Here is a 26,391-nt window from a genome sequence, read left to right as displayed (position 1 = left end):
GTGGGGGTTCGTCCGACCTCTGCCTCGATCACGTCATGCTCCAGCTTCCCCGCGTTCGTAGTCGGGTGTCTCACGACCATCCTGACAACGAACGATTGGCCGGACAGTCCGGCCAATGTCTCCGCGAACGTCCGTCAGCGCCGGTGGCCGGAGCGCGCGCACGCTCTCTCGAAGCGCTCCTTCACGACGGCGAAGTCGAAAAGATCTCGCCACGTCCACCGGACCACCTCGTACCCGGCGTCGCGGATCGCATCCTCGCGGAGTTTCTCGCGGTGGACGGCCACCGCCGCCTGGCTCCCGTCGACGCCGTATTTCCCCAGCCCGTCGAACTCCCCGACCACGCCGCTGCCCGTCCAGAAGAAGTCGACCCGGCCGAGAAAGGCGCCGGTCCCGTCGCGGAGGACGTGCTGGAGTTCAGGGGACGGCAGGTCGTGTTGCCGAATGCGGATGCGGCTCAGCGACTCTCCCGGGCTCTCGCTACGACCGTCGAGGAAACCCGCTGCACGCCGCGCCGTCGCGATGCCTTTACGCGGTCCCGCCCGGCCGACCGCATCCAGGATCTCCTCGACCGTGACGAGTCGACGGTGCAGGGCCGAATCGCCGACGACGACTGCCTGATCGAACGTCGAGATGCGCGCCGCATCCACCACCGTCCGGGCGGGGGAAGTGACCGGAAGCCCGCCGACCGTGACGACATCGGTGGCGTCGAACGGGGTGGCGTGGACATGGACCCCCGACGTTCGCCCGCCGCCGGAGGCATGGTTCCTCGTCAGGTGCACCCGTTCCAGCGAGATGTCCCCGAGATCCATGCCGTGCAGCAGTGCCGCCGAGGTGTGGCTCACCACGACACCGGGTGGGCGCGACTGCAGTGCCGCGGCAATCCGGACCCGGTGCAGCGCTTGCGCATCGAGTCCGGCGAAGTGCTCGTCGGAGATGTACGCGCCCGTCCCGACGCGCACCAGCCGTCCGGAATCTCGTGCGTGCCGGATCTCGGAGTCGGTGACGCCGTCGGCCAGGGCACGGCGCCGGAAGATCACGTCGTAGGTCATGGCGACATCGTGCCGCACACCTCGAACCGTCGATGGTCCGTTCACTCGGGCTTTCGGCTGGCCTGTGGATAACGAACCGCCTGTGGACAACTCCATCCGCGGAGACATTGGTCAGACGCGCGGAAATTGTCCCCGCGTCCGGCCAATGTCTCCGCGAACAGCCGCGTCGACCCGACCCCGGCCTGCTATCCGAAGCGCGATTCGAGTGCGCGCCGGTCGATCTTGCCGGGACCTCGGAGGGGGAGGGCGTCGACGAGGTGCAGTTCGCGGGGTGCGGCGGTGGGGTCGAGGGTGCGTTCGACGAACGAGCGGAGTTCGGTGAGTGTCGGTGCGGTGCCGGTTTCGGCGACGACGACGGCGGTGACGCGGCGTCCGAGTCGCTCGTCGGGGAGGCCGATCACTGCGCATTCGCGGACGTCGGGGTGGGCGACGAGAGCCGCCTCGACCACCTGCGGGACGACGGTGAGACCGCCGGTGGAGATGGCTTCGTCGAGTCTGCCCGTGATGGCGAGGACGCCGTCAATGAGGGTGCCTGCGTCGTCGGTGCGGAACCAGCCGGGTTCGGCGAACGCGGGGTGGTCGGGGAGTCCGCGGTATCCGGAGGCGAGCATGGGTCCGCCGAGGAGGACGCGACCGTCGCCGTCGATCCGGACCCGGGCGCCGTCGAGGGGCACCCCGTCGTACACGCACCCGCCGCAGGTCTCGCTCATGCCGTACGTCCGGACGACGGTGATGCCGGCGTCGACGGCGCGCCGCAGGACCGGTGCGGGGGTCGCGGCGCCCCCGAGGAGCACGGCGTCGAGCGCGGCCAGTGCCGCCACGGCGTCGGGGTGGTCGAGGGCCTTGACCAGCTGTGTCGGGACGAGCGAGGTGTAGCGGCGGGGGCCGCGCATCGACGTGACCGCAGCCGGCAGCGTGTCGGGATCGAAGCCGCCGGTCACGTCGATCACCACCGGCTCCGTGCCTGCGAGCACACTGCGCAGCAGCACCTGCATGCCCGCGATGTGGTGGGCGGGCAGGGTCAGCAACCACGAGCCCGGACCGCCGAGCCGTGCATGCGTCGCGTCACCGCTGGCGCGGAGTGCGGCCGCGGTGAGCATGGCCCCCTTCGGCACACCTGTCGTGCCGGACGTCGCGACGACGAGTGCGATGCCGTCGCCGATGGGGTCGCCGGGGCGCAGCGCGTCGGTGAGCCGGCGGGTCTCGCGCTCGTCCGCGGCGGGGACGGGAAGCGCGGCGGGCGCGGTCCCGTCGAGGATCGCAGACAGCTGCGGCAGGATCCCGAGAACCCCGACTCCCGACGGAACGGGCAGGACCTCCAATTCACTCATTGGGCAGGCCCGGCTAGCGGCCAGCCGCCGGCGGCAAGGTTGCGGCGCACCCGGTCGACGTCCGATTCCAGCGGCAACTCGTTGGTGACCTTGGTGATGAGCACCTGGATGTCGGTCTTCTCGATGGGGAGGTCGCCCTCCTCGACGAGGGCGTCGGCGACGGCGTCCACCTCCTCTTCCGACAGCCGGCGGGTGAGCAGGGCGAACAACGGAATGTAGTCCTGCTCGGGCACGCCGTTCGGGTAGCCGGCGCGCAGCCAGCCGATGATGGAGGAGAGAAACGGTGGGAGGCTCATGGCTAGCCTGCGTCGGGGGTTTCTTCCACGTCGCCGCATTCGGCGTCGGTCCCGACCGGCCACCCTCCGGCCTCGAGGTTCTCCGTCACCCGCGCGATGTCTTCCTCGGAGGGTTCCTCGTGGGTGATCTCGCTGATGAGGCGGCGGATGTTGTCGTAGTCGACGTGGCGCTCGGGCGTCTCGTGGGCGGTCTCGATGGACAGGGCGACGACCTGTTCGATTTCCTCGTCGGTGAGGCGACGACGCAGCACGGCCAGCAACGCGAAGTGGTCCTTCGCCGGGATTCCCTCGGGGTATCCGGCGCGGAGCCAGTCGAGCACGGAGCGAAGTGAGTTCTTGGGCACGCGTGCGGCCTCTTTCGTCGATGGAACGGGACTCGGGGTCGCCGCTCAGAAGATGTGGATACCGAAGCTGCCGGCCAGGAAGTCCTTCATCAACAGAAGTATCCCAGTGATGATCGCGATCAGCACCACGGCGAAGCAGGCCCAGGCGCCGATCCGGCCTGCGACGGTCGGCTGGGTGACGTCCTCACCGGTGTCCGTGCCGCCGAGTGATTTGAGTCCGAGCGCGAAGATCGCGGGGAGTCCGGCACCGAACAGCAGTCCGACGAGGATGACCTGCCAGAGCGAGTGGACGGTGGTGGTCAGGAGTGTCATGTGCCGGCCCTTCAGCGATGCGCGGCGGGACCGGCGGAGTCCGCGGTCTCGGCCACGTCCGGCTCGGTCCGTTCGGTGGGGACGTGGGTGTCGCCCGCCTCCCACTCGGCGTTGACGTTGCCGGACGTCACCGGCTGCAGGCGGGAGCGCAGGTACATGAACCCGGCGAGCACGATCAGGGCGGCGAACACGACGAGAACGCCCGGCAGACCGCCGATCAGGTGGGCGACGACCCAGCACACGGCTCCCACGATTGCCGCCGACGGCAGCGTGACCAGCCACGCGACGGCCATGCGTCCGGCGATACCCCAGCGGACCTCGGCGCCCTTGCGTCCGAGTCCGGTGCCGAGGATGGATCCGGTCGCGACGTGCGTGGTGGACAGCGGCAGCCCGAGGTGGCTGGACGTCAGGATGATGGCGGCGGACGACGATTCCGCGGCCATGCCCTGAGGGGCCGCGATCTCGACGAGTCCCTTGCCGAGCGTGCGGATGATGCGCCAGCCGCCGAGGTAGGTGCCGAGCGCGATCGCGACAGCGCAGCTGAGCTTGACCCAGAACGGCATTTCGTCGTCGGCGGACAGGCTTCCGTGCGCGACGAGTGCGAGGAAGATCACGCCCATCGTCTTCTGGGCGTCGTTCGTTCCGTGGGCCAGGGACACGAGCGACGCGGAGCCGATCTGGCCGATGCGGAACCCGTGCTCCTTGGTGCCCTCCGGCACCGTCGACGTGATCCGGTAGACCAGTTTGGTGCCCGCGGTGGCGACCAGCGCCGCGACCACGGGGGCCAGCACGGCGGGGACGACGACCTTGCTGAGCACGCCGCCCCACTCCACACCGCTCATGCCGATGGACGCGATGGCCGCACCGATCAGACCGCCGAACAGTGCGTGGGAGGAACTCGACGGCAGGCCGAGCAGCCACGTCGCCAGATTCCAGATGATGCCGCCGACCAGGCCCGCGAACACGATGAGCAGAAGATCCTCGCCGCTCACTGCTCCCAGGTTCACCACGCCCTTGGCGACGGTCGCCGCAACCTCCACGGACAAGAAGGCGCCGACCAGGTTCAGCGATGCGGAGAGCGCGACAGCGACCTTGGGCCGCAGAGCTCCCGTCGCGATCGAGGTGGCCATTGCATTGCCGGTGTCGTGAAAGCCGTTCGTGAAATCGAAAGCGAGGGCGGTGACGACCACCACCAGAAGGACTACGAGCTCTGCGGTCACACCGAGGATTGTGCGGATTTCGACCGGAAATGTACAGCTGACGTCCGGTGTGCCGGATCACTCCCGAGTACGGCGTCCGGTCAGTTCTCACCCTTCGGACGGGTGTCGCGGCGGAGGGGGTGATCGTCGGGGATCTGCACCAGCACGATCGGAATTCCGTCGGGGTCCGCGATCCACATCTCGACCAGACCCCACGATTCCTGCCGGGCCTCGCGGTCGATCTTCACCCCGGCGAGCACCAGCTCGGTCTGCGCGGCGGTGAGGTCGCGCACCTGCAGCCACAGCGCGCCGTCGAAGGACGACGATTCACCGGTACCGCCGTGCGCGGCGATCTCGATCAGGCCCTGACCGGCGAAGAACACCGTGCCCCCGGGGTATTCACGGGCGGTGGCGAGCCCGAGGATGTCGCGGTAGAAGCTGAGCGTCGTCGGGTAGTCGCGCGGCCGCAGAATCGTCCTGCTGCTGAGGATTTCCACCCGTCACCCTCCTTCGCCGGGCCGGGCCTCGTGTCCCGTGCGACCGTGTGTCCGTCGATCTTCCTTCATCTCGGCCTCGAACAGGTGCCGCCGTCCGTCGGCGAGTTCGTGACGTGCGCCACGTTCGTGCTCGCGCAGCGGCGACCAGTAGTGGTCGTCGAACTCCTCGACCAGCTGGAACGTCCACCGGCCCTCGACGACGTTGCGACCCACCAGCTCGGACTGCACCCGGTCCGCGACGTCCGCGTGACCGGCGTCCCGCAGCGCGTCGACGGCCTCGCCGAGCTGAAGGTCGGCGTGCCCGATCAGCTGATGGAACGAGTAGAGGTGCCCGCGGGCCCGCTCGACCGTTTCGAGGGCCTCCGACAATTTGCCGAGCGCGGCGACCGTGTCGTCACCGACTCCGGGCGGACGACGGTGTTCCGGTGCGGGGAGCTCGCGGTCGATGCTCATGGGGGTCAGTGTGCCCGAATCGGTGACGTCGCGTGTCCTCTCCTGCCGACGCGACGAATCCGTCCGCGAATTTCACCCTCAGAGGGTGTACTCGCCCACGACCGCCCGGTGTTGGACTGGATCGACAGCTTCCGACGACGAGGGGACGGGACCATGACTTCGAGCGTGACTGGCGAGCCGATACCGGGTGGCGAATCGTTACCGTTCCCGCCGAGACCGTCGGGGAGCGTCGCCGGCCGGACCATGCAGGAGTCGGTGTACAACCCGCATCCGAAGGAGAAGCGGCTGCCCGCCGACGCCCCGAACATCCTGATCGTCGTCATCGACGACGCCGGGCCGGGCCTGCCCAGCGGACTCGGCGGTGAGGTGAACACCCCGACGCTCGACGCGATGCTGCAGGACGGCATCGGGTACAACCGATTCCATACGACCGCAATGTGTTCACCGACCCGCGCGTCGCTGCTGACCGGACGCAACCACCATCGCGTCGGGAACGGGCAGATCGCCGAACTGGCCAACGACTGGGACGGCTACTCCGGCCACATCCCGCGGTCCTGTGCGACGGGGGCGGAGGTGCTGCGCAACTACGGGTACAGCACCGCCGCATTCGGGAAATGGCACAACACGCCTGCCGAGGAGACCACGGCCGCCGGTCCGTTCGACAACTGGCCGACGGGTCTCGGATTCGAGTACTTCTACGGTTTCCTCGCCGGCGAGGCGTCGCAGTACGAGCCGAACCTGGTGCGCAACACGACGGTGGTGCTGCCCCCGAAGACGCCGGAGCAGGGCTACCACCTCAGCGAGGATCTCGCGGACGACGCCATCGGCTGGCTGCGCAGGCACAAGGCGTTCGAGGCCGACAAGCCGTTCTTCATGTACTGGGCCAGCGGCTGTCTGCACGGACCGCACCACATCATGAAGCCGTGGGCCGACAAGTACGCCGGAAAGTTCGACGACGGCTGGGATGCCTACCGGGAGCGGGTCTTCACGCGGGCGAAGGAGAAGGGCTGGATTCCCCCCGAAGCGGAGCTGACCGACCGCGACCCGACGATGGCCGCGTGGGACGACATTCCCGACGACGAGAAGCCGTTCCAGCGTCGGCTGATGGAGGTGGCGGCCGGGTACGCCGAGCACTGTGACGTCCAGGTGGGCAGGCTGTTCGACGAGCTGGACCGTCTGGGTTACCGGGACGACACCCTGGTCCTGTACATCTGGGGTGACAACGGCTCCTCCGGTGAGGGCCAGAACGGCACGATCAGTGAACTGCTGGCGCAGAACGGCATTCCGACCACACCGGCGCAGCACATCGCGGCCCTCGAGGAGCTCGGCGGTCTGGACGTCCTGGGGTCGCCGAAGACCGACAACATGTACCACGCGGGCTGGGCATGGGCGGGCAGCGCACCGTACAAGGGGATGAAGCTGCTGGCCTCCCATCTCGGTGGCACCCGCAACCCGATGGTGGCCCGGTGGCCTGCGAAGGTGACACCGGACCCGACACCCCGCACGCAATTCCTGCACTGCAACGACGTGGTGCCCACTCTGTACGACATCGTCGGGATCACCCCACCGCGGATGGTGAACGGTGTTCCGCAGGATCCGGTGGACGGCGCCAGCTTCGCGCAGACACTCGTCGAACCCGGTGCGGCCGGGGGGAAGCCCACCCAGTACTTCGAGATCATGGGCAGCCGGGCGATCTATCACGACGGCTGGATGGCGTCCGCGTTCGGGCCACGCGCACCCTGGGCGGCGGGTATGCCGGGCGGCATCCGTGACTGGAGCCCGGACGACGACGTGTGGGAGCTCTACAACCTGGACGAGGACTGGACCCAGAGCCGGGATCTCGCGGAGCAGCATCCGGAGAAGCTGGCGCAACTGCGGGAACTGTTCGTGATCGAGGCCGCGAAGAACAATGTGCTTCCCGTCGGTGGCGGGCTGTGGGTCGTCGCATTGCATCCCGAGCAGCGGATCACGACGCCGTACACGAGCTGGGAGTTCTCCGGTGACACGATCCGCATGCCCGAGTTCTGTGCTCCCGCGCTGGGCAACAAGAACAACAGGGTCACCCTCGACCTCACGGCGCCGGAGAATCCGAGCGGAGTGCTCTACGCGCTGGGGAGCAACGCCGGCGGGCTCACGTGCTTCGTCGACGACGGCTACCTCTGTTACGAGTACAACCTGTTCATCCTGATGCGCACGAAGATTCGTTCGAGCGGTCCGCTCCCGCCGGGCACCCGGAAGGTGGAGGTGATCACGGAGTACGTCGAGGCGCGGCTCGGTGGCCCGCTCAACGTGAAGCTCTGTGTCGACGGCAGTGTCGTCGGGGAGGGACAGGTGCCGGTCAGCGCGCCGTTGCTGTTCACAGCCAACGACTGCCTCGACGTCGGCACCTGCCTCGGTTCCCCGGTGTCGCTGGACTACTACGACAGGAAACCGTTCCCGTTCAACGGCACGATCGACCGCATGTCGGTCGAGTACACGTAGCGACAGGTCGAGCTCAGAAGTACCAGGGGTACGGCTTCCAGTCGGGTTCGCGCTTTTCGAGGAAGGAGTCGCGGCCTTCGACGGCTTCGTCGGTCATGTACGCCATGCGGGTTGCCTCGCCGGCGAACAGTTGCTGCCCGACGAGGCCGTCGTCCTGGAGGTTGAACGCGTACTTGAGCATGCGCTGTGCCTGCGGGGACTTGCCGTTGATCTTGGTGGCCCAGTCGATGGCGACGTCTTCGAGTTCGGCGTGGTCGACGACCTTGTTGACCGCGCCCATCTGGTGCATTTCCTCCGCGGTGTACGTCTCGCCGAGGAAGAAGATCTCGCGGGCGAACTTCTGGCCCACCATCTTGGCGAGGTAGGCGCTGCCGTACCCGCCGTCGAAGCTGCCGACGTCGGCGTCGGTCTGCTTGAACCGGGCGTGCTCGCGGCTGGCGAGCGTCAGGTCGCACACCACGTGGAGGCTGTGACCGCCGCCGGCGGCCCATCCGTTGACGAGACAGATGACGACCTTCGGCATGAACCGGATCAGCCGTTGCACCTCGAGGATGTGGAGGCGTCCGGCGCGGGCCTTGTCGACGGTGTCCGCGGTTTCCCCTTCCGCGTACTGGTATCCGCTGCGGCCGCGGATGCGCTGGTCGCCGCCGGAGCAGAACGCCCAGCCCTCGTCCTTGGGGCTCGGACCGTTGCCGGTGAGCAGCACGGCGCCCACGTCGGACGTCATCCGGGCGTGGTCGAGGGCCCGGTACAGCTCGTCGACGGTGTGCGGGCGGAAGGCGTTGCGCACTTCGGGGCGGTCGAACGCCACCCGGACGATTCCCTGGGTGACATGCCGGTGGTAGGTGATGTCGGTCAGGTTCTCGAAACCGGGAACCGGTCGCCAGTGCTGCGGGTTGAAGGTCACGGCTCCGAGGTTATCGGGTGCCGTCGGCGGGTGTCCGCGCGCGCAGGAGTTTTGCCCGGGTTTACCGTGCAGGTATGAGCGAACAGGCTGCGGACGTCGCCGGTCTCGACGGCACGGGCGACGACGAGTACGAGCATCACGGCGGGTTCCCCAAGTACGAGCCGGTGACACCCGGTCCGGACTGGGCGCGGTTCGTCGAGGGAATGCGCACGTTGCAGGACCTCGCGGTGTCCGTCGACGCCCCGGACGACGTCCTCGTGCAGGCCGCCGACCAGGTGGAGAAGCTGGCCGAGCTGCTCGGGCCGCACGTGGCACCCGAGGGGCGGTCGCCGGCCGGGCGGACGATCGAACTGCCGGGCCGGGGGAGTCTCCTTCTGCCACCATGGAACATCGAGAAGTTCGGACCCGACGGGGTGCGGAGCACAGGCATGTTCCGCCGCTATCACCTCGGCGGGAACGGCGCCGCGCACGGCGGCACGCTGCCGCTGCTGTTCGACGACCTGATGGGCATGATCGTGCACGCCTACGGCCGCCCGATCAGCCGCACCGCGTACCTGCACGTCGACTACCGCGCGATCACACCGCTGAACACCACGCTCGCCATCGAAGGCAAGGTGGACCGCGTCGACGGACGCAAGACCTACATCACCGCCAAGCTGACGCACGGTGACACGCTCCTCGCGGAATGCGAGGCCCTCATGCTCGTGCTCCTGCCCGGGCAGCCCTGACCCCGTGACATCCCTGCCCTCCCTCGGGGACGTTCTGGCCGACGCGGTCGTGGTGAGTCTGCCGATGCGTGTGCGGTTCCGCGGCATCACGACGCGGGAAGCGTTGCTGCTGCGCGGACCCGCCGGATGGGGCGAATTCGCACCGTTCCCCGAGTACGCGGACGACGAGGCGGTGCACTGGCTGCAGTCGGCGATCGAGGACGCCTGGCTCGGGCCGCCGCCCGCGGTGCGCGCCCGGGTGCCGATCAACGCGACCGTTCCCGCCGTCGACGCCGACCGGGTGCCCGACGTGCTCGCGCGATACCCCGGCGCACGGACCGCGAAAGTGAAAGTGGCGGAACGCGGTCAGACCCTCGCCGACGACGTCGCCCGGGTGACGGCCGTCCGCGACCTCGTCCCGAACGTGCGCGTCGACGCCAACGGCGGCTGGTCGGTCGACGAGGCCGAGGCCGCGTTGCGGGCCCTGACCGCGGACGGTCCCCTCGAGTACGTCGAGCAGCCGTGCGCGAGCGTGCCCGAACTGGTGGAGATCCGCCGCCGGTTGCCCGGCGTGCGGGTGGCCGCCGACGAGAGCATCCGCCGCGCCGAGGATCCGCTGAAGGTCGTGCGGGCGGGCGGTGCCGACGTGGCCGTCGTGAAGGTTGCGCCGCTGGGCGGGATGCGGCGACTGCTGTCGCTCGCCGACGAGCTGGCGTCGCACGGCGTGCCGGTGGTCGTGTCGAGTGCGCTCGACACCGCCGTGGGGATCGCGGCCGGGGTGGCCGCCGCCGCGGCGCTCCCCGAACTGCAGTTCGCGTGCGGTCTCGGCACCGGCGGGCTCTTCGAGGCGGACGTGGCCCGCGGTCGCGAACCGGTCGGCGGCGCGCTCACCGTCGAGGCGGTGATACCCGACTTCGAACGGCTCACTGGCCTCGCCGCGTCGCCGGAGCGTTCGCGCTGGTGGATCGAGCGGGCGCGCCGGTGCCATGGCCTGCTCGAACAACGCGGCGTCCGGTTTTTCGTATAGTGTCTGGCCGGACCTGATCGCTCAGTCAATACGGAGGCATTGAAAGTGGTTGCAGCTCTGAACGAAACCCTGCTCGACGAGTCGCGCGTCCCTGCGGTCATCGCAGACGTCCAGGCTCTCATCGACGCGGAGGTTTCGGACAAGTCGGGGGCCTCGGGACTGGCACTCAAGGGTGGATACGGCGCCGTCAAGAAGGTGGGACCGTCGATCGTGCCGGACGCCATCGAGGGCCTGCTGCCCGAGTTCGTCGCCAAGCTCGAGCCGTACTGGCAGGACTTCACCGCCACCGGCCAGGCGTCGTTCTCCGAGTACCTGGTCGCGCGCAGTGACGAGGCGGCGGACTCGCTGCTCGGCGTCACGGACGAGCGCATCGAGGGCAGCGACCGCGCCGCGGTCAAGAAGGTGTACTCCTCGCTGCGTGGTTCGGCCAAGAAGCATGTAATCGAGGCGCTTCCGCGTCTGGGCGCCCTCGTCCAGAAGCACGCCAACTGATCCTCAGGTGAGTGGCAATGTGTGCCCCGGCACGCATTGCCACTCACCTGTCAGGGCGCGGCGTGACCGTGGCGCCAGTAGCCGGTGAACGAGATGTGCGACTTCGGGACGCGGCGCTCGTTCACCAGGTGCCGCCGCAGCGCCGTCGTCAGCTCGCTCTCGCCGGCGACGAAGGTGTACGACGGACCGGACGGCAACTCCGCCTGCATCACCGTGTTCAGCGCGAGTACTCCCGGACGGGCATCGGCGTCGTCACGCACCAGCCAGTGCACGTTGACGCCGTCGCCCACCGAAACCTCCTGAGCGTCTTCGGCATCGGGGATCTCGATGAACACCTCGGCCCGCAGGTCCCGGGGCGCCGACCGCAGAATCCCGACGATCGCGGGCAGCGCGCTCTCGTCGCCGACGAGCAGCTGCCATTCCGCGTCCGGGGCCGGGTTGTAGATCAGCCCCTCGTCGAGTATCGCCAGTTCGTCCCCGGCCGCGGCTGTGTTCGCCCACGCCGACGCCGGACCGAGGTCCCCGTGCGACGCGAAGTCGATGTCGATCTCGGTGGTGTCGCCGAACGTCCCCGACCCCGCCACCCGCAGTTCGCGGATCGTGTAGTTGCGGACGACGGGTCGCGAGTCCTTGGACATCAGCTTGTACTGGGCATACCAGAGGTTGCTCGCGCTGGTGGGCAGCCGCAGCGTGGTCTGCCCCTTCTGGGGGAAGAACATCCGGAACCACTGGTCGTGGCCCATGGGGCTGACGGAGTCGAGTTCCTCGCCGGCGATGGTGACGCGGACGAAGCTCGGGCTGATCTGCTTGGCGGCGACCACGCGCGCCGACGCGATCCGGCGACTCTGAGGTTTGACGAACTTGGTGCGTTGGGCCATGGCTGCGAAGTCTCCCCGGGTGCGAAAGCTGTGTTGTCAGGTAAGCCTAACCAATCGTCGGTTGTTCGGGGCGGTGTGGGCGGTCGAGCAGCACGACCTTCGGCGGCAGACCCCACTCGTTGCGACCCAGGCGGCTCAGGGGCGCGAGAGTCTCGAAGTCCGGCAGCCCGTCGTCGGCGACCGCCTCGGACCGGACCGCGATCGCCGCCACGTCACCCATCACCACGAACGAGTCACCGACCGGTATCACCTGCTTCAGGGTGCATTCGATGGCGACGGGCGAACCCGCGACCCGGACGGGCCGCACCCGCTCGCTGGGTTCCGTGTCGATGCCCAGCGCGGCGAACTCGTCGACGTGGCTGTCGTACGTCGCCGAACTGGCATTGACGGCCGACACCAGGGGTTCGGTCGCCAGGTTGATCACGAACTCGCCCGTCGCCTCGATGTTGCGGAGACTGTCCTTGCGGGTGACCGACGTGAACTGCACCACCGGCGGCTGCGTGCTGGACACCGAGAAGAAGCTGTACGGGGCCAGGTTGGCCACCCCGTCCGCCGACACCGTGGACACCCACGCGATCGGTCGCGGCACCACCGACGCGGTCAGCACCTGGTACATGCGGCGTGGTGGCAGTTCGGCGGGATCGAAGAGTGTGCGCATCCGTTCATGGTGTCAGCGCCCGGGCTGTGGCCGCGAACTCACCCGGCGAGGTCGCCGGACGCACCCGCCGGAGTATCTGACACTCTTGATGGCGTGAACCCGTCCACTGCTCAAGCCACCGCGGTCGTCGACGAACTGGTCCGCGGGGGAGTTCGCGAGGTCGTGCTCTGCCCGGGTTCGCGGAACGCTCCGCTGGCGTTCGCCCTGCAGGCCGCCGACCTCGAGGGGCGGCTGCGCCTGCACATGCGCATCGACGAGCGCACCGCGGGATTTCTCGCCCTCGGCCTCGCCGTGGCCGGCCGGCGTCCGGTCCCGATCGTCATGACGTCCGGCACCGCCGTGGCCAATCTGGGTCCCGCCGTTCTCGAGGCCAATTACGCCCGCGTGCCGCTCGTGGTGCTCAGCGCCAACCGCCCGTACGAGATGCTCGGCACCGGCGCCAACCAGACCATCGAGCAGCTCGGACTGTTCGGCAGCCAGGTCCGGGCGACCATCAGCCTGGGTCTGGCGGAGGACGACGCCGCGCAGAACAGCCAGTGGCGTTCGGCCGTGTGCCGGGTTCTCGCCGCGGCCCGCGGCACCCGGTCGGGGAACGCCGGCCCGGTGCACTTCGACATCCCGCTGCGGGAACCGCTCGTTCCCGACGTCCACGCGCAGGGTCCCGTTCCGCAGGGACGACCGGGTGGCGCGGCGTGGACCACCACCCAGCACGCGACGCTCGACGTGCCGATGGACCTCGACATCGGCCCCGACACCATCGTCATCTCCGGGCACGGGTCCGCGTTGCGGCCGGAGCTTGCCGGACTTCCGACGGTCGCGGAGCCGACGGCGCCGCTGCACGGCATTCCGGTGCACCCGATGGCGCTGCCGCAGCTCAAGCCGCGGCAGGCCGTGATCACCGGGCGCCCCACCCTGCACCGGTCGGTGTCGAAGGTCCTCGCCGACCCGGCGGTGGCCGTGTACGCGCTCACCACCGGCCCCCGCTGGCCCGACGTGTCCGGCAACGTGCTCGCCACCGGAACCCGGGCGGTCGTGTCCGGGGAACCCGACCGGGCCTGGATCAACCGATGCCGCACGCTGTCCGAGCACACCGACAAGGCGGTCCGCGCCCAACTCGCCGCCCACCCGAAGGCGACGGGACTGCACGTGGCCGCCGCCGTCATGGACGCGCTGTCCGACGGTGATCAGTTGCTGCTCGGGGCGTCCAACCCCGTCCGCGATGCGGCGCTCGTCAGCTACCCGGCGCCGAAGATCCGGGTGCTGTCCAATCGGGGCGTCGCCGGCATCGACGGTACCGTGTCCGCGGCCGTCGGGGCGGCGCTCGCCTACGGCGAGGGGCGCACGGTCGCCCTGCTCGGCGACCTCACCTTCCTGCACGACGCGTCCGGGCTGCTGATCGGCAGCGGGGAACCGCGACCCCGCGACCTGACGATCGTGGTGGCCAACGACGACGGCGGCGGCATCTTCGAATTGCTCGAACAGGGCGACCCCCAGTACGCGGGCGTGTTCGAGCGGGTCTTCGGCACGCCGCACGGGATGGATCTCGCTGCGCTCTGCGCCGCGTACCGCGTGGAGCACCACCTCGTCGGTCTGGGTGAGTTGTCGACCCGGCTGAGCACGCCCGACCTCCCCGGCGACCGCGGGATCCGGGTGCTCGAGGTGACCACCGAACGCTCCGGGCTGCGTGAACTGCACGCTGCGGTGCGAGCGCAATTGTGAATGCGCGGGTCACGCGCCGCGTCCGGCGGGGCGTGCTGGTGACGGCGATCGGCATCTCCGTCCTGGCCGTGCTCCTCGTCCTCGCCGCCTGGCGCAACGATCACACCATCGAATCCGACAAGGGCGTGGCCACCGCGGAGGTGCTGTCGGCGGGATCGCTGCGTTCGGCCATCAGCTTCGTGACCCCGGACGGGGTGACTCACAACCCCGAACTCGGCGTGCTGTACCCGACCAACCTCACCGTGGGACAGCGGATCGACGTCGAGTACGCGCGCAGCGACCCCGACCTGGTGCGGGTGTCCGGGCGCGACGCCAGCGTCGCGGTCGTCCCGGCGGGTTCGCTGATCGTCGTGACGTGGCTGATCGCGGGCCCGCTGATCTGGTATCTGCGGCGACGGGAAGAACAGGCGGCGTCCTCGCCGGCAGTGTCATCCTGAGTTTCCCGGAACTTCGCGCGACAGTCATGTCGATCTCGCTGCTGTGACCACGAGCACTGCCACGCTGAGCGACGTGAGAGTAGCCATCGTTGCGGAGTCGTTCCTGCCCAACATGAACGGTGTGACCAACTCGGTGCTGCGGGTTCTCGACCACCTGCAGCGCACCGGACACCAGGCGATGGTCGTCGCCCCGGACACGGTCGGGTCGCAGATATCGGCGCCGACCGACCACGAAGGCGTGCCCGTCCACCGGGTGCCCGCCGTGATGGTTCCGAAAGTCAGCTCGCTGCCCGTCGGGCTGCCGCAGCCGGGACTCACCGCCGCGTTGCGCGCATTCGGTCCCGACGTGGTGCATCTGGCGTCGCCGTTCCTGCTCGGGGCGGGTGGACTCGGGGCGGCGCACCGGCTCGACGTGCCCACCGTCGCGGTGTACCAGACCGACGTGGCGGGTTTCGCCGAGAGCTACGGCCTCGGCATCACGAGCCGGGCGGCGTGGGCCTGGACCCGGCGGATCCACAAGGGCTGCACCCGCACGCTCGCACCGTCCACTTCGGCGGTCGAGGCGCTCGCCGAGCAGCGGATTCCGCGGGTCCACCGCTGGGCGCGCGGCGTGGAGACCACCCGATTCGCGCCGTCCCGCCGCAGCACGGTCCTGCGGGATTCCTGGTTGGGTGGCTCCGACCGGCTGGTCGTCGGATTCGTGGGCAGGCTCGCGCCGGAGAAGCACGTCGAGCGGCTCGCCGCACTCGCGGACGACACCGGCGTCCGGCTGGTGATCGTCGGCGACGGTCCGGACCGGGCCCGGCTGCAGAGGCTGATGCCGGACGCGGTCTTCACCGGCCAGCTCGGCGGTACGGAGCTCGCCGAGGCCTACGCGAGCCTGGACGTGTTCGTCCACCCGGGCGAGCACGAGACGTTCTGCCAGGCGGTCCAGGAGGCGCTCGCGAGCGGGGTGCCGGTGATCGGACCCGATGCGGGTGGGCCGCGCGATCTGGTCGCGCACTGCCGCAACGGCTATCTGCTTCCGGTGGACCGGTTCGGCGAACTGCTGCCGAGCGCCGTGGACGCGCTGCGCGACCGCCGGATGCGGGCGCGCTTCGGGGAGGCCGCCCGGCAGTCGGTGCTGCACCGCACGTGGCCGGCGATCTGCGACGAGCTGCTGGGCCACTACGCGGCGGTCGTCGGCGGTCAGGGTTTTCGCGAGTCCCGGGCGGCCTGACCACCGGCTCGGCAGCCGCGGGAACTCCGCGAGGTCGCTTCGTCGTTGCTCAGGCATGGCCAAGTACAAAACTGTCAATCCCGCGACCGGTGAAACCGTCCGGGAATTCGCAACCTTGGACGAGGCAGGAGTGGAGTCGGCGCTCGCACGCGCCCACAGCGGATATCTCGAATGGCGCACCGTCCCTGCCGAGGAGCGAGCCCGCATTCTGGGCCGGACCGCCGACCTCTACGCCGAGCGCGAGGACGAACTGGCGCGGATGATCGCCCTCGAGATGGGCAAACCCGTCCGCGAGGCGAAGGGCGAAGTCAAGCTTTCCTCGGCGATCTACCGCTACTACGCGGACAACGGTCCGGCACTGCTCGAGGCGGAACGGCTCGACGTGCCGGGCGCGGACGAATCCGTCGTCTACCGCAGGCCGATCGGTGCGCTCGTCGGCGTGATGCCGTGGAACTACCCGTACTACCAGGTCGCCCGATTCGCGGCACCGAACCTCGTGCTCGGCAACACCGTGCTGCTCAAGCACGCTCCGAACTGTCCGCAGTCGGCGCTGCTCATGGAGGAGATCTTCCGGCAGGCCGGTCTTCCCGACGACGCGTACCTCAACGTGTTCGCCACCAACGAGCAGATCGCCGATATGATCGCCGACCCGCGGGTCCAGGGCGTCTCCCTCACCGGCAGTGAGCGGGCCGGGACCAGCGTCGCCGAGACGGCAGGGCGCAACCTCAAGAAGGTGGTACTCGAACTCGGCGGCTCCGACGTGTTCGTCGTCCTCGACACCGACGACATGGACGCCACCGTCAAGACGGCCACCCGTGCCCGCCTGTCCAACGCAGGCCAGGCCTGCAACTCGCCCAAGCGTTTCATCGTGACCGAGCCGAATTACGACGAGTTCGTCTCGAAGCTCGCCGAGTCGTTCAAGGCCACCCCGACCGGCGATCCGCTCGACGCGAAGACCGTCCTCGGGCCGCTGTCCTCGCAGAGCGCCGCGGATTCCCTGATCGAGCAGATCGAGGACGCCGTCGCCAAGGGTGCGACGCTCCTCGCCGGTGGGAAGAAGGTCGACGGCCCCGGTTCGTACGTCGAACCGACGCTGCTCGTCGACGTGACTCCCGAGATGCGGGCCTACAGCGAGGAATTGTTCGGGCCGGTCGGCGTCGTCTACAAGGTCGCCACCGCCGACGAAGCCGTGGAACTCGCCAACTCCTCCTCCTACGGGCTCAGCGGTTCGGTGTGGAGCACCGACCTCGACGGGGCGCGTGAGGTGGCCGACCGGCTCGACGTCGGGATGGCCTTCGTCAACGAGCACGGCACGACACTGCCAGGACTGCCGTTCGGTGGCGTGAAGCGTTCCGGCGTCGGCCGCGAACTCGGCCCGTGGGGGATGGACGAGTTCGTCAACAAGAAACTGGTCCGCGTCTCCAAGAAGTGACCGCCGCGCCTCCGCGCCCGGCGCCGACATCGGTGCCGGGCGCGGTTGGTAGCGTTTCGGGCGTGGCAACTACACACGGTTCGCGGGCGTCGCTCGCAAAGGATCCGCACGAGGTCGCGTCGATGTTCGACGGCGTCGCGAAGCGCTACGACCTCACCAACACGATTCTCTCGTTCGGTCAGGACCGCAGTTGGCGCAAGGCGACGCGCTCGGCGCTGGCGTTGAAACCGGGGGAGCGGGTCCTCGACCTCGCCGCGGGCACCGGGGTGTCGACCGTCGAACTCGGACGGTCGGGCGCCTGGTGTGTGGCCACCGATTTCTCCAAGGGCATGCTGCAGGCCGGCATCGACCGCCGTGTCCCGATGGTCGCCGGCGACGCCATGCACCTGCCCTATGCCGACGCCGTGTTCGACGCCGCCACGATCTCCTTCGGGTTGCGCAACGTCTCCGACTTCGACGCCGGACTCCGCGAGATCGCCCGGGTCACCAAACCTGGCGGGCGCCTCGTCGTGAGCGAGTTCTCGACCCCCGTGTTCGGGCCGTTCCGCACCGTCTACATGGAGTACCTGATGAGGGCGCTGCCGCGGGTCGCGCGCGCCGTCAGCAGCAACCCCGACGCCTACGTGTACCTGGCGGAATCGATCCGCGCATGGCCGACCCAGGAGGAACTCGCGCAGCGCATCGAGGCCGCCGGATGGCGGAACGTGCAGTGGCGCAACCTCACCGGTGGTGTGGTCGCCCTGCACCGCGCCACCCGCTAAACCTCAGCCGAACAACGGTCGCGAGTCGGCCTTCTGCGACACCCGGCCGGACGCCCGCCACGCGCGGGCCGTGAGGTCGCTGTCCTCCTCGGTGACGAGGTTGCCCATGACGCGGACCGCGACGGTCATCAGAGCACGGGAGCGCATCGCCACCGGGCCGGACGCCGGCAGCACGCGGGGAACGGTCAACAGGCCGGCGAGTCGCCGCGCCACCGAAAACGCGCGGCCGTATCGCTCGCGGAGGATCGACGGCCACAGTTGCGTCAGATCGTCGGCGTCGAGGATCTCCGCGACCAGGCGACCACCCTCGAGCCCGTAGTCGATGCCCTCGCCGTTCAGTGGATTCACGCACGCCGCCGCATCGCCGACGATCGCCCAGTTCAGGCCCGCGATGTTCGACACCGCACCGCCCATCGGCAGCAGGGCGGACGCGACCGCCCGCAACTCCCCGTCCCAGTTCCATTCGTCGCGCCGCTGCGCCGTGTACAGGTCCAGCAGCGGTCGCAGGGCGCCCGGAGCGGGGCGTTTGGCGGTGGCGAGGGTGCCGACGCCGATGTTGACCTCGCCCGTCCCGAGCGGGAACACCCAGCCGTATCCCGACTGCAGCGTCCCGTCGCCGTCCCGCAGTTCGAGGTGCGAGGTGATCCACGGGTCGGCGCTGCGGTGGGTCGCGATGTAGGCGCGGGCAGCCACGCCGTACGCCGTGTCCCGGTGCCACTGCCTGCCCAATTGCTTGCCCAGCGTGGACCGGACGCCGTCGGCGACGATCAGCGTCCGGCACGCGATGGTGTGCGTCCCTCCGGGCGTCGTCACGGTCACCGCCGTCACCCGATCGCCGTCCCGCTCGACGCCGATCGCCCTGGCGCCCTGCACCATGACCGCGCCGGCGTCGACGGCGGTGGCACGGATCTTGTCGTCCAGTTCGGTGCGGGCCACCGCGCTGCCGACCGCGGGGAAGGACCGGCCGGGCCACTCCAGCTCGAGCTCCTGCCCGAACCCGCTGAGCCTCAGCCCGCGGTTGGTTCCCTTCGACCGCACCCAGTCGCCGAGACCGAGATGATCGAGCTCGGCGACGGCGCGCGGCGTGAGGCCGTCGCCACACGTCTTGTCGCGGGGGAACACCGCCGCGTCGGCGAGGACGACGTCGCGGCCCGCGCGCGCCGCCCACGCGGCGGCCGAGGAACCGGCCGGACCAGCACCGACGACCAGGACGTCGGTGGCGGTGGGAAGCGGGGATCCCGCGGGGGACTGTTCTGCTGCGAGCACACCTACATCCTGTCAGGCTTCGCTATGCGACCGCGGCGAGGCCGACGGGCAGCGGAACCGCTAGGTTCACTACCGTGGTAGCCGAGCCGCCACCGACGGCGCGGGAACCGCGCTGTCACTGACGACAGGAATGGGTACTGAGAACGTGAGCACCGAGGGCGCAGCACACACCGCTGCCGACGCTGTAGTGGGCACTACGGTCGCCGGGATCGATCTCGGCGACCCGCAGCTTGCTGCCACGGTCCGTGAAGGACTGAAGCAAGTCGAGGAGCTGCTGGTCAGCGAGCTTTCCGACGGGGAGGATTTCCTGACGGAGGCCGCATTGCATCTCGCGAAGGCAGGGGGCAAGCGTTTTCGCCCGCTGTTCACGGTGCTCACGGCCCAGCTCGGACCGAATGCCGCCGACCCGTCGGTGGTCACGGCGGCCACGGTCGTCGAGCTGGTCCACCTCGCCACGCTGTACCACGACGACGTGATGGACGAGGCGTCGATGCGCCGCGGTGCACCCAGCGCCAACGCGCGGTGGGGCAACAGCGTCGCCATCCTCGCAGGCGACTACCTGTTCGCCCACGCGTCGCGCCTGGTCTCGACGCTCGGCCCCGAGGCGGTGCGCATCATCGCCGAGACGTTCGCCGAACTCGTCACCGGTCAGATGCGCGAGACGATCGGGCTTCGCGGCGAACAGGATCCGGTCGAGCACTACCTCAAGGTGGTCTGGGAGAAGACGGGTTCTCTGATCGCGGCGTCCGGGCGCTTCGGCGGCACCTTCTCCGGTGCGGACGCGGATCACGTGAAGCGCCTCGAACGACTCGGCGACGCCGTGGGCACCGCCTTCCAGATCTCCGACGACATCATCGACATCTCCTCGGTGTCCGCGCAGTCCGGCAAGACCCCCGGAACCGACCTGCGCGAGGGCGTCCACACGCTGCCCGTCCTGTACGCGCTGCGCGACGAGGGGCCCGACGCCGACCGTCTGCGCGTGCTCCTCGACGGTCCCGTCACCGACGACGACGACGTCGCGGAGGCGCTCGCGATCCTCGAACGGTCGCCCGGCATGGCGGCCGCGAAGGCGAAGCTCGAAGAGTTCGCGGTCCAGGCCCGTGCGCAGCTCGCCGAGTTGCCGCAGGGTCCGGCCAACGACGCCCTCGTGAAGCTCGTCGATTACACGATCGAGCGCGTCGGCTGAGCCGTATCGTCAGTACCTGAACTCCTCATCACCCCGATATCTCGTCCCGAACGGGAACCGTGCTGCCCCCGTGCTTCGTTGAATGATCAAGATCCCGAAAATTCGGACGATCGTGATCGGGTGACAACGACAAGGAAGGCGTGACGTGCGCTACGCAAACGGGGCGAAGACTCTGGTTCTGTTGGTCGGCATGTCGGCGCTGATCGTGTTCATCGGCGCGTTGTTCCGCAGCCCGACCATCCTGCTGCTGGCAATCGTGTTCGCGGTCGGAATGAACGCGTACGTGTACTTCAACAGCGACAAACTGGCGCTCAAGGCGATGCACGCCCAGCCGATCACCGAGGTGCAGGCGCCGGTCATCTACCGCATCGTCCGGGAGCTGGCGACCACCGCGCATCAGCCGATGCCGCGGCTCTACATCAGTCCCACCAGCGCGCCCAACGCCTTCGCCACCGGGCGGAGTCCCCGCCACGCCGCAGTCTGCTGCACCAGCGGGATCCTGCAGATCCTCAACGAGCGGGAACTGCGGGCAGTGCTCGGGCACGAGCTGTCGCACGTCTACAACCGCGACATCCTGATCTCGTCGGTCGCCGGCGCGATGGCAGCCGTCGTGTCGGGGCTCGCAAACTTCGCCATGTTCGCCAACATGTTCGGGGGACGCGGCGGGGGGCAGGGCGCCAACCCGATCGCACTGCTCCTGGTGTCGCTGCTCGGACCCATCGCGGCGACCGTCGTCAAACTGGCGGTGTCCCGGTCGCGGGAGTTCCAGGCCGACCAGTCGGGGGCCGAACTCACCGGCGACCCCCTCGCGCTGGCGTCCGCGCTACGGAAGCTGGAACAGGGCACTCAGGCCGCGCCGCTGCCGCCGGAGCCGCAGCTCGCCGCGCAGTCGCATCTGATGATCGCCAACCCGTTCCGCACCGGCGAGAAGGTCAGCCGGATGTTCTCCACCCACCCCCCGATGGCCGAGCGGATCGAGCGGCTCGAGCGGATGGCGGGGATGTAGGCGGCTTTGCCGCCCGTGCGCCTTTCTGGTTGCGGCAACGACCAGAAAGGCGCACGGGCGCGGAGCGCCTACCGGTAGTTCACGAACTGCAGCGCGATCCCGAAGTCCTCGCCCTTCAACAGGGAAATGACGGCCTGGAGGTCGTCGCGCTTCTTGCTGCTCACCCGCAGCTCGTCACCCTGGATCTGCGCTTTGACGCCCTTGGGGCCCTCGTCGCGGATCTTCTTGGTGATCTTCTTCGCATTTTCGGTCGTGATGCCCTGGACGAGGCTGCCGGACAGCTTGTAGATCTTCCCGGACTGCGCCGGCTCGCCCGCGTCGAACGCCTTGAGGGAGATGTCTCGCCGGATCAGCTTCTCCTTGAAGACGTCCAGGGCGGCGAGCAGTCGCTCCTCGGTGTCGGCCGTCAGGGTGATGGTTTCCTCGCCGGACCACTCGATCGTTGCCCCCGTGTTCCGGAAGTCGAACCGGGTCGACAGCTCCTTGCCGGCCTGATGCAGGGCGTTGTCCACCTCTTGACGCTCCACCTTGCTCACCACATCGAAGGACGAATCAGCCACTTCACACTCCCGGTTTCGTCTGGTTCTCCCCGCCGCGACCCGGCCGGAGGCCCGCCGAATGCCGACGAGCAGATTCGACGCTATCGGTTCGCAACCGCCCGTATCCACCCGGTTTGCAAAACGGGGGGCCGTTCGTTGTATTCTTCTTTCCGCAGCGGAGAGCGATTTCCTACAGATTTCGCGCTCCTCGTGCAAACCCGGCAGATTGCCCGAGCGGCCAATGGGAGCGGACTGTAAATCCGTCGGCTTATGCCTACGTAGGTTCGAATCCTACATCTGCCACACACAGAACCCCGGTGAGCGACAGCTCACCGGGGTTCTGTCGTTCGTGGACCGGACGTGTTCGTGGGCCGCGATGCGGGCGGGCTCCGACACCCGGCAGGGCGTACGAGCCGAACTGCCAGGTACCGCCGCCGACGAAAGCGGCTGACCAGGCAATTTGTTTCTGGACGCGAACTCTGTGTAATCTCGTCAAGGCTTCAGCGCACAGCGATGTGCGAGCGAAGCACGCCCCCTTAGCTCAGTCGGCAGAGCGTTTCCATGGTAAGGAAAAGGTCAACGGTTCGATTCCGTTAGGGGGCTCGCTGGATTGAAGTGGAGCGCCTGGTGCGCGACACTCGACACCGAGGCGGTGTAGCTCAGTTGGTAGAGCAAACGACTCATAATCGTTGCGTCGCCGGTTCAAGTCCGGTCACCGCTACACAATATGCATGATCCACCCTGATTGCTCGTAATCAGATTCACCCGAAAGAAGGCATCCCGTGGCCTCCTCGACTGACGTTCGGCCCAAGATCACTTTGGCCTGCGAGGTATGCAAGCACCGCAACTACATCACCAAGAAGAATCGGCGTAACGATCCCGATCGCCTGGAGATCAAGAAGTTCTGCCCGAACTGCGGAACTCACCAGTCGCATCGCGAGTCCAAGTAACACGGTCCGGAACCAAGGACTGCGTTCGCGAAGGGAGTCCTCTAGGCTGCCCTCACGCGCTGACGTCAAGGGTAGAAGAGGTTCTTTCGCGTGACTGACACTGTGACAGAGACAGAGGCATACGTGCCCGCGGCTGTACCTGCCGATCCTGCCGCGCATGCACTCGCGATGGTCGGGCACCACTACCGCGTCGACGACTTCTACGAGGTCGGACGCGAGAAGGTGCGCGAGTACGCGCGTGCCGTGCAGGACTGGCACCCCGCCCACCACGACGAGGACGCCGCCAAGGGCCTCGGCTACGACGGCCTCCTCGCGCCTCTGACGTTCATCTCGCTCGTCGGCATCATCGCCCAGGGTCGTCTCTTCAAGGAGATCGTCACCGGCTACGACCCCAGCCAGATCCTGCAGACCGACCAGCGGCTCGAGTTCCACAAGCCGATCAAGGTCGGCGACCGTCTGGTGTGCGACGTGTACCTGGAGTCGTTCCGTCAGATGGGTGGCAGCGACATCATCGTCACCAAGAACATCGTCACCGATCAGCACGACGAGCTGGTCCAGACCACGTGGACGACGCTGGTCGCGCGGACCGGCGGCGAGGTCGACGAGAACATCGCTCACGCAGTCAAGGACGTGATCATGCATGGCGCTTCGTAAGTTCGAGGACGTCTCGGTGGGGGAGGAACTCCCCGAACGCATCGTGAAGCTCACGCGTGGCGACCTGGTCAACTACGCGGGCGTGTCCGGCGATCCCAACCCGATCCACTGGAGCGACGAGGTCGTCAAGCTCGCCGGTCTGGACAACGTGATCGCGCACGGAATGCTCACCATGGGTCTCGGCGGCGGTTTCGTCACGTCGTGGCTCGGCGATCCGGGTGCGGTCAAGGAATACAACGTTCGTTTCACGAGCTCGGTCTACGTCCGTGAGGACGAGGCCGCGCAGGTCGAGTACACCGGTAAGGTGAAGTCGCTCGACGAAGAAAGCAAGACAGCAGTAGTCGCGATCGTGGCGCGCTCCGAGGGAAAGAAGATCTTCGGTCGCGCCACCGCAACGGTCCGTCTGGCCTGACAGCCGGGTGGATTGGGTTTGTTCCGGGGCTTTGAAGTACACTGAGATTTCTGGGATTACTCAGCGCTGCGCGCTGCCCTACGGTGCTCTACGGCCGGCAAGGGTGGCGCGCGTGTCATGTAATCACAGAGAGGTCGGTCAAGAGTTGGTCCGAGGCTAGTTTCGGATCAGGTCTCCCGACCAAAGGGGCGTAGCTCAACTGGCAGAGCAGCGGTCTCCAAAACCGCAGGTTGCAGGTTCAAGTCCTGTCGCCCCTGCCCCCGGATGCCAGCGACTGAGAGGAACGACGTGAGCGAGGAGCGCGCCAAGCGCGACGGCGACACTTCAGGGTCGACGCGCCCGGACGGTGCCGACGACACCGCGGCCGACGCCACCACGCGTTCCGCCACTCCCTCGGGCAAGCCCAGCGGCAAGCGCCAGGGCCGTCGTTCTCCGGCGGGTACCGAGATCGCTGCGAGTTCCGTGAAGTCACCGGAACGTTCGAAGTCGGAGACGGCCACCGCAGTCAAGCCGGCCAAGAGAGATCGCGCCGACAAACCGCGCACGGAAAACATCTTCAAGCGCCTGCGCAGGTTCTTCCGCGAGGTCATCGCCGAGCTCCGCAAGGTCATCTGGCCCAATCGCAAGCAGATGATCACCTACACCAGCGTCGTCCTGGTATTCGTGGTGTTCATGGTGGCGTTCATCGGCGTGCTGGATCTGGCGGTCATCAAAGGCGTCACCTGGTTGTTCGGTTGACGGAATCCGCCCCGGTGGATCCGAAGTATGTGAGTGACGAGAGGAAGCGAGTGCCCCAGTGAGCACCCCCGAGAACGACACGAATGAGGCCTTGGCCGAAGAGCGTGTTTCTGCCGAGGCGGCAGCCGAAGTGGATGTCGAGGCTGCCGACGAGGGCACCGAAACCGCGGAATTCGTCGGTGACGACGTGACCGAAGACGCCCCGGCCGACGAGTTCGTCGCCGACGAGACTGCGACCGACGACGAGGCAGAGGCCTCTGACGACGTTGTGACCGCCGATGAGGCCGTGTCCACCGATGACGTCGTGGCAGCCGAAGAGCCCGAGGATCCCGTTGCGGAACTCAAGGCCGCGCTGCGTCGCGCACCCGGTGACTGGTACGTCATCCACTCCTACGCGGGCTACGAGAACAAGGTCAAGGCCAACCTCGAGACCCGTGTGCAGAACCTCGACGTCGGCGACTACATCTTCCAGGTGGAGGTTCCCACCGAAGAGGTCACCGAGATCAAGAACGGCCAGCGCAAGCAGGTCAACCGCAAGGTTCTGCCCGGCTACATCCTGGTCCGCATGGATCTCAACGACGAGTCCTGGGGAGCCGTGCGCAACACGCCCGGCGTCACCGGATTTGTCGGTGCCACGTCGCGTCCGTCCCCGCTGACCCTCAACGAGGTCATCAAGTTCCTGCTCCCGCAGCAGGAACAGAAGAAGCAGACCGCCGCGGCGGCTGTCTCGGCAGGGGAGACCGGCGGCGAAAGCTTCGCGAAGCCGCTCATCGAGGTCGACTTCGAGGTCGGCGAATCGGTCACCGTCATGGACGGCCCGTTCGCCACGCTGCCCGCCAGCATCAGTGAGGTCAACGCCGAGCAGCAGAAGCTCAAGGTCCTGGTCTCGATCTTCGGTCGTGAGACCCCGGTCGAGTTGTCCTTCACGCAGGTCGCGAAGATCTAGCGCCACACACTTGCACTGCAGTAGCAAGAAACACACCCAGCAAGAATTAGGAAATCGAGATGCCCCCCAAGAAGAAGAAGCTCGCAGGGCTCATCAAGCTTCAGATCCAGGCCGGTCAGGCTAACCCTGCACCGCCCGTGGGTCCCGCGCTTGGTCAGCACGGCGTGAACATCATGGAGTTCTGCAAGGCCTACAACGCGGCGACTGAGTCCCAGCGCGGCAACGTGGTGCCGGTCGAGATCTCGGTCTACGAAGACCGGACCTTCGATTTCAAGCTGAAGACCCCTCCGGCCGCCAAGCTGCTGCTCAAGGCTGCAGGCGTGCAGAAGGGCTCCGGCGAGCCGCACAAGACCAAGGTTGCTTCCGTGACCATGGACCAGGTGCGCGAAATCGCGAAGACCAAGCAGGAAGACCTCAACGCGAACGACATCGAGCAGGCCGCGAAGATCATCGCCGGCACCGCACGCTCGATGGGTATCACGGTCGACGGCTGAG

General features: G+C 68.0%; 30 protein-coding genes and 4 tRNA genes. 21 read left to right on the top strand and 13 right to left on the bottom strand.

Translation table 11 applies throughout. The features are described from left to right. Positions 1 to 134: 134 nt before the first annotated feature. From ACFTWF_RS28655 to ACFTWF_RS28620, 8 genes are all read right to left on the bottom strand, one after another. A complete protein-coding gene (locus ACFTWF_RS28655; protein ID WP_378464507.1) occupies positions 135 to 1,049 on the bottom strand; it encodes a hypothetical protein in 915 nt (304 codons plus the stop codon). 185 nt (positions 1,050 to 1,234) lie between these two features. Further along, positions 1,235 to 2,380, bottom strand: coding sequence for an o-succinylbenzoate--CoA ligase (menE, locus tag ACFTWF_RS28650; RefSeq protein ID WP_378464506.1), 1,146 nt, complete (start codon positions 2,378 to 2,380; stop codon positions 1,235 to 1,237). Beyond that, positions 2,377 to 2,676 carry a DUF3349 domain-containing protein gene (locus ACFTWF_RS28645; protein WP_378464505.1) on the bottom strand — a complete coding sequence of 100 codons (300 nt, stop codon included), beginning with the start codon at positions 2,674 to 2,676 and terminating at the stop codon, positions 2,377 to 2,379. The genes menE and ACFTWF_RS28645 overlap by 4 nt, the downstream gene beginning before the upstream one ends. A gap of 2 nt (positions 2,677 to 2,678) precedes the next feature. After that, complete coding sequence (locus ACFTWF_RS28640; RefSeq protein WP_378464504.1) at positions 2,679 to 3,020, bottom strand: DUF3349 domain-containing protein; 342 nt, start codon at positions 3,018 to 3,020, stop codon at positions 2,679 to 2,681. A gap of 45 nt (positions 3,021 to 3,065) precedes the next feature. Then, positions 3,066 to 3,332: a hypothetical protein gene (locus ACFTWF_RS28635; RefSeq protein ID WP_378464503.1), complete on the bottom strand. Its 267-nt coding sequence runs from the start codon at positions 3,330 to 3,332 to the stop codon at positions 3,066 to 3,068. Between the two features lie 11 nt (positions 3,333 to 3,343). Then, the gene (locus ACFTWF_RS28630; RefSeq protein WP_378464502.1) at positions 3,344 to 4,552 is read right to left on the bottom strand and encodes an anion permease; all 1,209 of its coding nucleotides are present in this window, start codon (positions 4,550 to 4,552) and stop codon (positions 3,344 to 3,346) included. An 80-nt stretch (positions 4,553 to 4,632) separates the two neighbouring features. Further along, positions 4,633 to 5,028 (bottom strand): VOC family protein, encoded by a 396-nt coding sequence (locus ACFTWF_RS28625; RefSeq protein WP_378464501.1) that lies wholly within the window; start codon positions 5,026 to 5,028, stop codon positions 4,633 to 4,635. A gap of 3 nt (positions 5,029 to 5,031) precedes the next feature. Further along, positions 5,032 to 5,481 carry a hypothetical protein gene (locus tag ACFTWF_RS28620; RefSeq protein ID WP_378464500.1) on the bottom strand — a complete coding sequence of 150 codons (450 nt, stop codon included), beginning with the start codon at positions 5,479 to 5,481 and terminating at the stop codon, positions 5,032 to 5,034. A gap of 153 nt (positions 5,482 to 5,634) precedes the next feature. Between ACFTWF_RS28620 and ACFTWF_RS28615 the strand changes: the two genes are divergently transcribed. Then, positions 5,635 to 7,962, top strand: a complete 2,328-nt coding sequence (locus tag ACFTWF_RS28615) for an arylsulfatase (protein WP_378464499.1) — start codon at positions 5,635 to 5,637, stop codon at positions 7,960 to 7,962. A gap of 13 nt (positions 7,963 to 7,975) precedes the next feature. Here the strand turns inward: ACFTWF_RS28615 and ACFTWF_RS28610 are convergent, their stop codons facing one another. After that, entirely contained in the window at positions 7,976 to 8,869 is an 894-nt protein-coding gene (locus ACFTWF_RS28610) for a 1,4-dihydroxy-2-naphthoyl-CoA synthase (protein WP_072939980.1), read from the bottom strand. Positions 8,870 to 8,943: 74 nt separating this feature from the next. On the opposite strand from ACFTWF_RS28610, the gene ACFTWF_RS28605 reads away from it, so the two are divergent. Genes ACFTWF_RS28605 through ACFTWF_RS28595 form a run of 3 tightly spaced genes read left to right on the top strand, consistent with a single transcriptional unit; the run spans position 8,944 to position 11,095 of the window. Then, positions 8,944 to 9,597, top strand: a complete 654-nt coding sequence (locus ACFTWF_RS28605; RefSeq protein ID WP_378464498.1) for a PaaI family thioesterase — start codon at positions 8,944 to 8,946, stop codon at positions 9,595 to 9,597. A 4-nt stretch (positions 9,598 to 9,601) separates the two neighbouring features. Continuing rightward, positions 9,602 to 10,603, top strand: a complete 1,002-nt coding sequence (locus ACFTWF_RS28600) for an o-succinylbenzoate synthase (RefSeq protein WP_378464497.1) — start codon at positions 9,602 to 9,604, stop codon at positions 10,601 to 10,603. A gap of 45 nt (positions 10,604 to 10,648) precedes the next feature. Then, complete coding sequence (locus tag ACFTWF_RS28595) at positions 10,649 to 11,095, top strand: DUF6918 family protein (protein ID WP_378464496.1); 447 nt, start codon at positions 10,649 to 10,651, stop codon at positions 11,093 to 11,095. Between the two features lie 50 nt (positions 11,096 to 11,145). On the opposite strand, the gene ACFTWF_RS28590 is transcribed toward ACFTWF_RS28595, so the two are convergent. Continuing rightward, entirely contained in the window at positions 11,146 to 11,973 is an 828-nt protein-coding gene (locus ACFTWF_RS28590; RefSeq protein ID WP_378464495.1) for a siderophore-interacting protein, read from the bottom strand. Between the two features lie 46 nt (positions 11,974 to 12,019). Then, positions 12,020 to 12,631: a flavin reductase family protein gene (locus ACFTWF_RS28585; protein WP_378464494.1), complete on the bottom strand. Its 612-nt coding sequence runs from the start codon at positions 12,629 to 12,631 to the stop codon at positions 12,020 to 12,022. 93 nt (positions 12,632 to 12,724) lie between these two features. On the opposite strand from ACFTWF_RS28585, the gene menD reads away from it, so the two are divergent. The 5 genes from menD to ACFTWF_RS28560 all read left to right on the top strand — a co-directional run bounded on the left by menD (position 12,725) and on the right by ACFTWF_RS28560 (position 18,199). Beyond that, a complete protein-coding gene (menD, locus tag ACFTWF_RS28580) occupies positions 12,725 to 14,350 on the top strand; it encodes a 2-succinyl-5-enolpyruvyl-6-hydroxy-3-cyclohexene-1-carboxylic-acid synthase (protein ID WP_378464493.1) in 1,626 nt (541 codons plus the stop codon). Continuing rightward, complete coding sequence (locus ACFTWF_RS28575) at positions 14,347 to 14,787, top strand: DUF3592 domain-containing protein (RefSeq protein ID WP_378464492.1); 441 nt, start codon at positions 14,347 to 14,349, stop codon at positions 14,785 to 14,787. Before menD ends, ACFTWF_RS28575 begins: the two co-directional genes overlap by 4 nt. A 73-nt stretch (positions 14,788 to 14,860) precedes the next feature. Beyond that, entirely contained in the window at positions 14,861 to 16,006 is a 1,146-nt protein-coding gene (locus tag ACFTWF_RS28570) for a glycosyltransferase family 4 protein (protein ID WP_378464511.1), read from the top strand. Positions 16,007 to 16,061: 55 nt separating this feature from the next. Continuing rightward, complete coding sequence (locus ACFTWF_RS28565) at positions 16,062 to 17,438, top strand: NAD-dependent succinate-semialdehyde dehydrogenase (RefSeq protein WP_378464491.1); 1,377 nt, start codon at positions 16,062 to 16,064, stop codon at positions 17,436 to 17,438. Positions 17,439 to 17,500: 62 nt separating this feature from the next. Further along, complete coding sequence (locus tag ACFTWF_RS28560; protein ID WP_378464490.1) at positions 17,501 to 18,199, top strand: demethylmenaquinone methyltransferase; 699 nt, start codon at positions 17,501 to 17,503, stop codon at positions 18,197 to 18,199. Positions 18,200 to 18,202: 3 nt separating this feature from the next. On the opposite strand, the gene ACFTWF_RS28555 is transcribed toward ACFTWF_RS28560, so the two are convergent. Then, entirely contained in the window at positions 18,203 to 19,465 is a 1,263-nt protein-coding gene (locus tag ACFTWF_RS28555) for a geranylgeranyl reductase family protein (protein WP_378464489.1), read from the bottom strand. A gap of 130 nt (positions 19,466 to 19,595) precedes the next feature. On the opposite strand from ACFTWF_RS28555, the gene ACFTWF_RS28550 reads away from it, so the two are divergent. After that, positions 19,596 to 20,651, top strand: coding sequence for a polyprenyl synthetase family protein (locus ACFTWF_RS28550; RefSeq protein WP_378464488.1), 1,056 nt, complete (start codon positions 19,596 to 19,598; stop codon positions 20,649 to 20,651). A gap of 145 nt (positions 20,652 to 20,796) precedes the next feature. Further along, positions 20,797 to 21,657 (top strand): zinc metalloprotease HtpX, encoded by an 861-nt coding sequence (gene htpX, locus ACFTWF_RS28545; RefSeq protein WP_378464487.1) that lies wholly within the window; start codon positions 20,797 to 20,799, stop codon positions 21,655 to 21,657. A 68-nt stretch (positions 21,658 to 21,725) separates the two neighbouring features. On the opposite strand, the gene ACFTWF_RS28540 is transcribed toward htpX, so the two are convergent. Then, positions 21,726 to 22,217, bottom strand: a complete 492-nt coding sequence (locus ACFTWF_RS28540; RefSeq protein WP_378464486.1) for a YajQ family cyclic di-GMP-binding protein — start codon at positions 22,215 to 22,217, stop codon at positions 21,726 to 21,728. Between the two features lie 199 nt (positions 22,218 to 22,416). On the opposite strand from ACFTWF_RS28540, the gene ACFTWF_RS28535 reads away from it, so the two are divergent. From ACFTWF_RS28535 to rplK, 10 genes are all read left to right on the top strand, one after another. Further along, a tRNA-Tyr gene (locus ACFTWF_RS28535) sits at positions 22,417 to 22,499 on the top strand. Positions 22,500 to 22,726: 227 nt separating this feature from the next. After that, positions 22,727 to 22,799, top strand: a tRNA-Thr gene (locus ACFTWF_RS28530). Positions 22,800 to 22,844: 45 nt separating this feature from the next. Further along, positions 22,845 to 22,917, top strand: a tRNA-Met gene (locus ACFTWF_RS28525). Positions 22,918 to 22,978: 61 nt separating this feature from the next. Next, positions 22,979 to 23,146, top strand: coding sequence for a 50S ribosomal protein L33 (gene rpmG, locus ACFTWF_RS28520; RefSeq protein ID WP_005252089.1), 168 nt, complete (start codon positions 22,979 to 22,981; stop codon positions 23,144 to 23,146). A gap of 90 nt (positions 23,147 to 23,236) precedes the next feature. Then, positions 23,237 to 23,800 carry a (3R)-hydroxyacyl-ACP dehydratase subunit HadA gene (gene hadA / locus ACFTWF_RS28515; RefSeq protein ID WP_185725147.1) on the top strand — a complete coding sequence of 188 codons (564 nt, stop codon included), beginning with the start codon at positions 23,237 to 23,239 and terminating at the stop codon, positions 23,798 to 23,800. Further along, a complete protein-coding gene (hadB, locus tag ACFTWF_RS28510) occupies positions 23,787 to 24,212 on the top strand; it encodes a (3R)-hydroxyacyl-ACP dehydratase subunit HadB (RefSeq protein WP_005252091.1) in 426 nt (141 codons plus the stop codon). Before hadA ends, hadB begins: the two co-directional genes overlap by 14 nt. Positions 24,213 to 24,396: 184 nt before the next feature. Next, positions 24,397 to 24,469, top strand: a tRNA-Trp gene (locus tag ACFTWF_RS28505). Between the two features lie 31 nt (positions 24,470 to 24,500). After that, positions 24,501 to 24,950 (top strand): preprotein translocase subunit SecE, encoded by a 450-nt coding sequence (gene secE / locus ACFTWF_RS28500; protein WP_378464485.1) that lies wholly within the window; start codon positions 24,501 to 24,503, stop codon positions 24,948 to 24,950. A 58-nt stretch (positions 24,951 to 25,008) separates the two neighbouring features. Then, entirely contained in the window at positions 25,009 to 25,896 is an 888-nt protein-coding gene (gene nusG, locus ACFTWF_RS28495; RefSeq protein WP_378464484.1) for a transcription termination/antitermination protein NusG, read from the top strand. A 59-nt stretch (positions 25,897 to 25,955) separates the two neighbouring features. Beyond that, positions 25,956 to 26,390 (top strand): 50S ribosomal protein L11, encoded by a 435-nt coding sequence (gene rplK / locus ACFTWF_RS28490; RefSeq protein WP_005252095.1) that lies wholly within the window; start codon positions 25,956 to 25,958, stop codon positions 26,388 to 26,390. Position 26,391 lies beyond the last annotated feature (1 nt).

It is taken from the genome of Rhodococcus sp. NPDC056960 (genome assembly GCF_042674125.1).
Taxonomy (GTDB): Bacteria; Actinomycetota; Actinomycetes; order Mycobacteriales; family Mycobacteriaceae; genus Rhodococcus_F.
Note: the sequence above shows the minus strand (reverse complement) of the source record. Positions and strands in the feature narration are given on the sequence as shown.

Excerpts from the sequence above, each read along its gene's own strand:
- ACFTWF_RS28655 (WP_378464507.1), bottom strand. The coding sequence starts at position 1,049 with ATGACCTACGACGTGATCTTCCGGCGCCGTGCCCTGGCCGACGGCGTC.
- menE (WP_378464506.1), bottom strand. The coding sequence starts at position 2,380 with ATGAGTGAATTGGAGGTCCTGCCCGTTCCGTCGGGAGTCGGGGTTCTC.
- ACFTWF_RS28645 (WP_378464505.1), bottom strand. The coding sequence starts at position 2,676 with ATGAGCCTCCCACCGTTTCTCTCCTCCATCATCGGCTGGCTGCGCGCC.
- ACFTWF_RS28635 (WP_378464503.1), bottom strand. The coding sequence starts at position 3,332 with ATGACACTCCTGACCACCACCGTCCACTCGCTCTGGCAGGTCATCCTC.
- ACFTWF_RS28620 (WP_378464500.1), bottom strand. The coding sequence starts at position 5,481 with ATGAGCATCGACCGCGAGCTCCCCGCACCGGAACACCGTCGTCCGCCC.
- ACFTWF_RS28615 (WP_378464499.1), top strand. The coding sequence starts at position 5,635 with ATGACTTCGAGCGTGACTGGCGAGCCGATACCGGGTGGCGAATCGTTA.
- ACFTWF_RS28605 (WP_378464498.1), top strand. The coding sequence starts at position 8,944 with ATGAGCGAACAGGCTGCGGACGTCGCCGGTCTCGACGGCACGGGCGAC.
- ACFTWF_RS28590 (WP_378464495.1), bottom strand. The coding sequence starts at position 11,973 with ATGGCCCAACGCACCAAGTTCGTCAAACCTCAGAGTCGCCGGATCGCG.
- ACFTWF_RS28585 (WP_378464494.1), bottom strand. The coding sequence starts at position 12,631 with ATGCGCACACTCTTCGATCCCGCCGAACTGCCACCACGCCGCATGTAC.
- ACFTWF_RS28565 (WP_378464491.1), top strand. The coding sequence starts at position 16,062 with ATGGCCAAGTACAAAACTGTCAATCCCGCGACCGGTGAAACCGTCCGG.
- ACFTWF_RS28550 (WP_378464488.1), top strand. The coding sequence starts at position 19,596 with ATGGGTACTGAGAACGTGAGCACCGAGGGCGCAGCACACACCGCTGCC.
- hadB (WP_005252091.1), top strand. The coding sequence starts at position 23,787 with ATGGCGCTTCGTAAGTTCGAGGACGTCTCGGTGGGGGAGGAACTCCCC.
- rplK (WP_005252095.1), top strand. The coding sequence starts at position 25,956 with ATGCCCCCCAAGAAGAAGAAGCTCGCAGGGCTCATCAAGCTTCAGATC.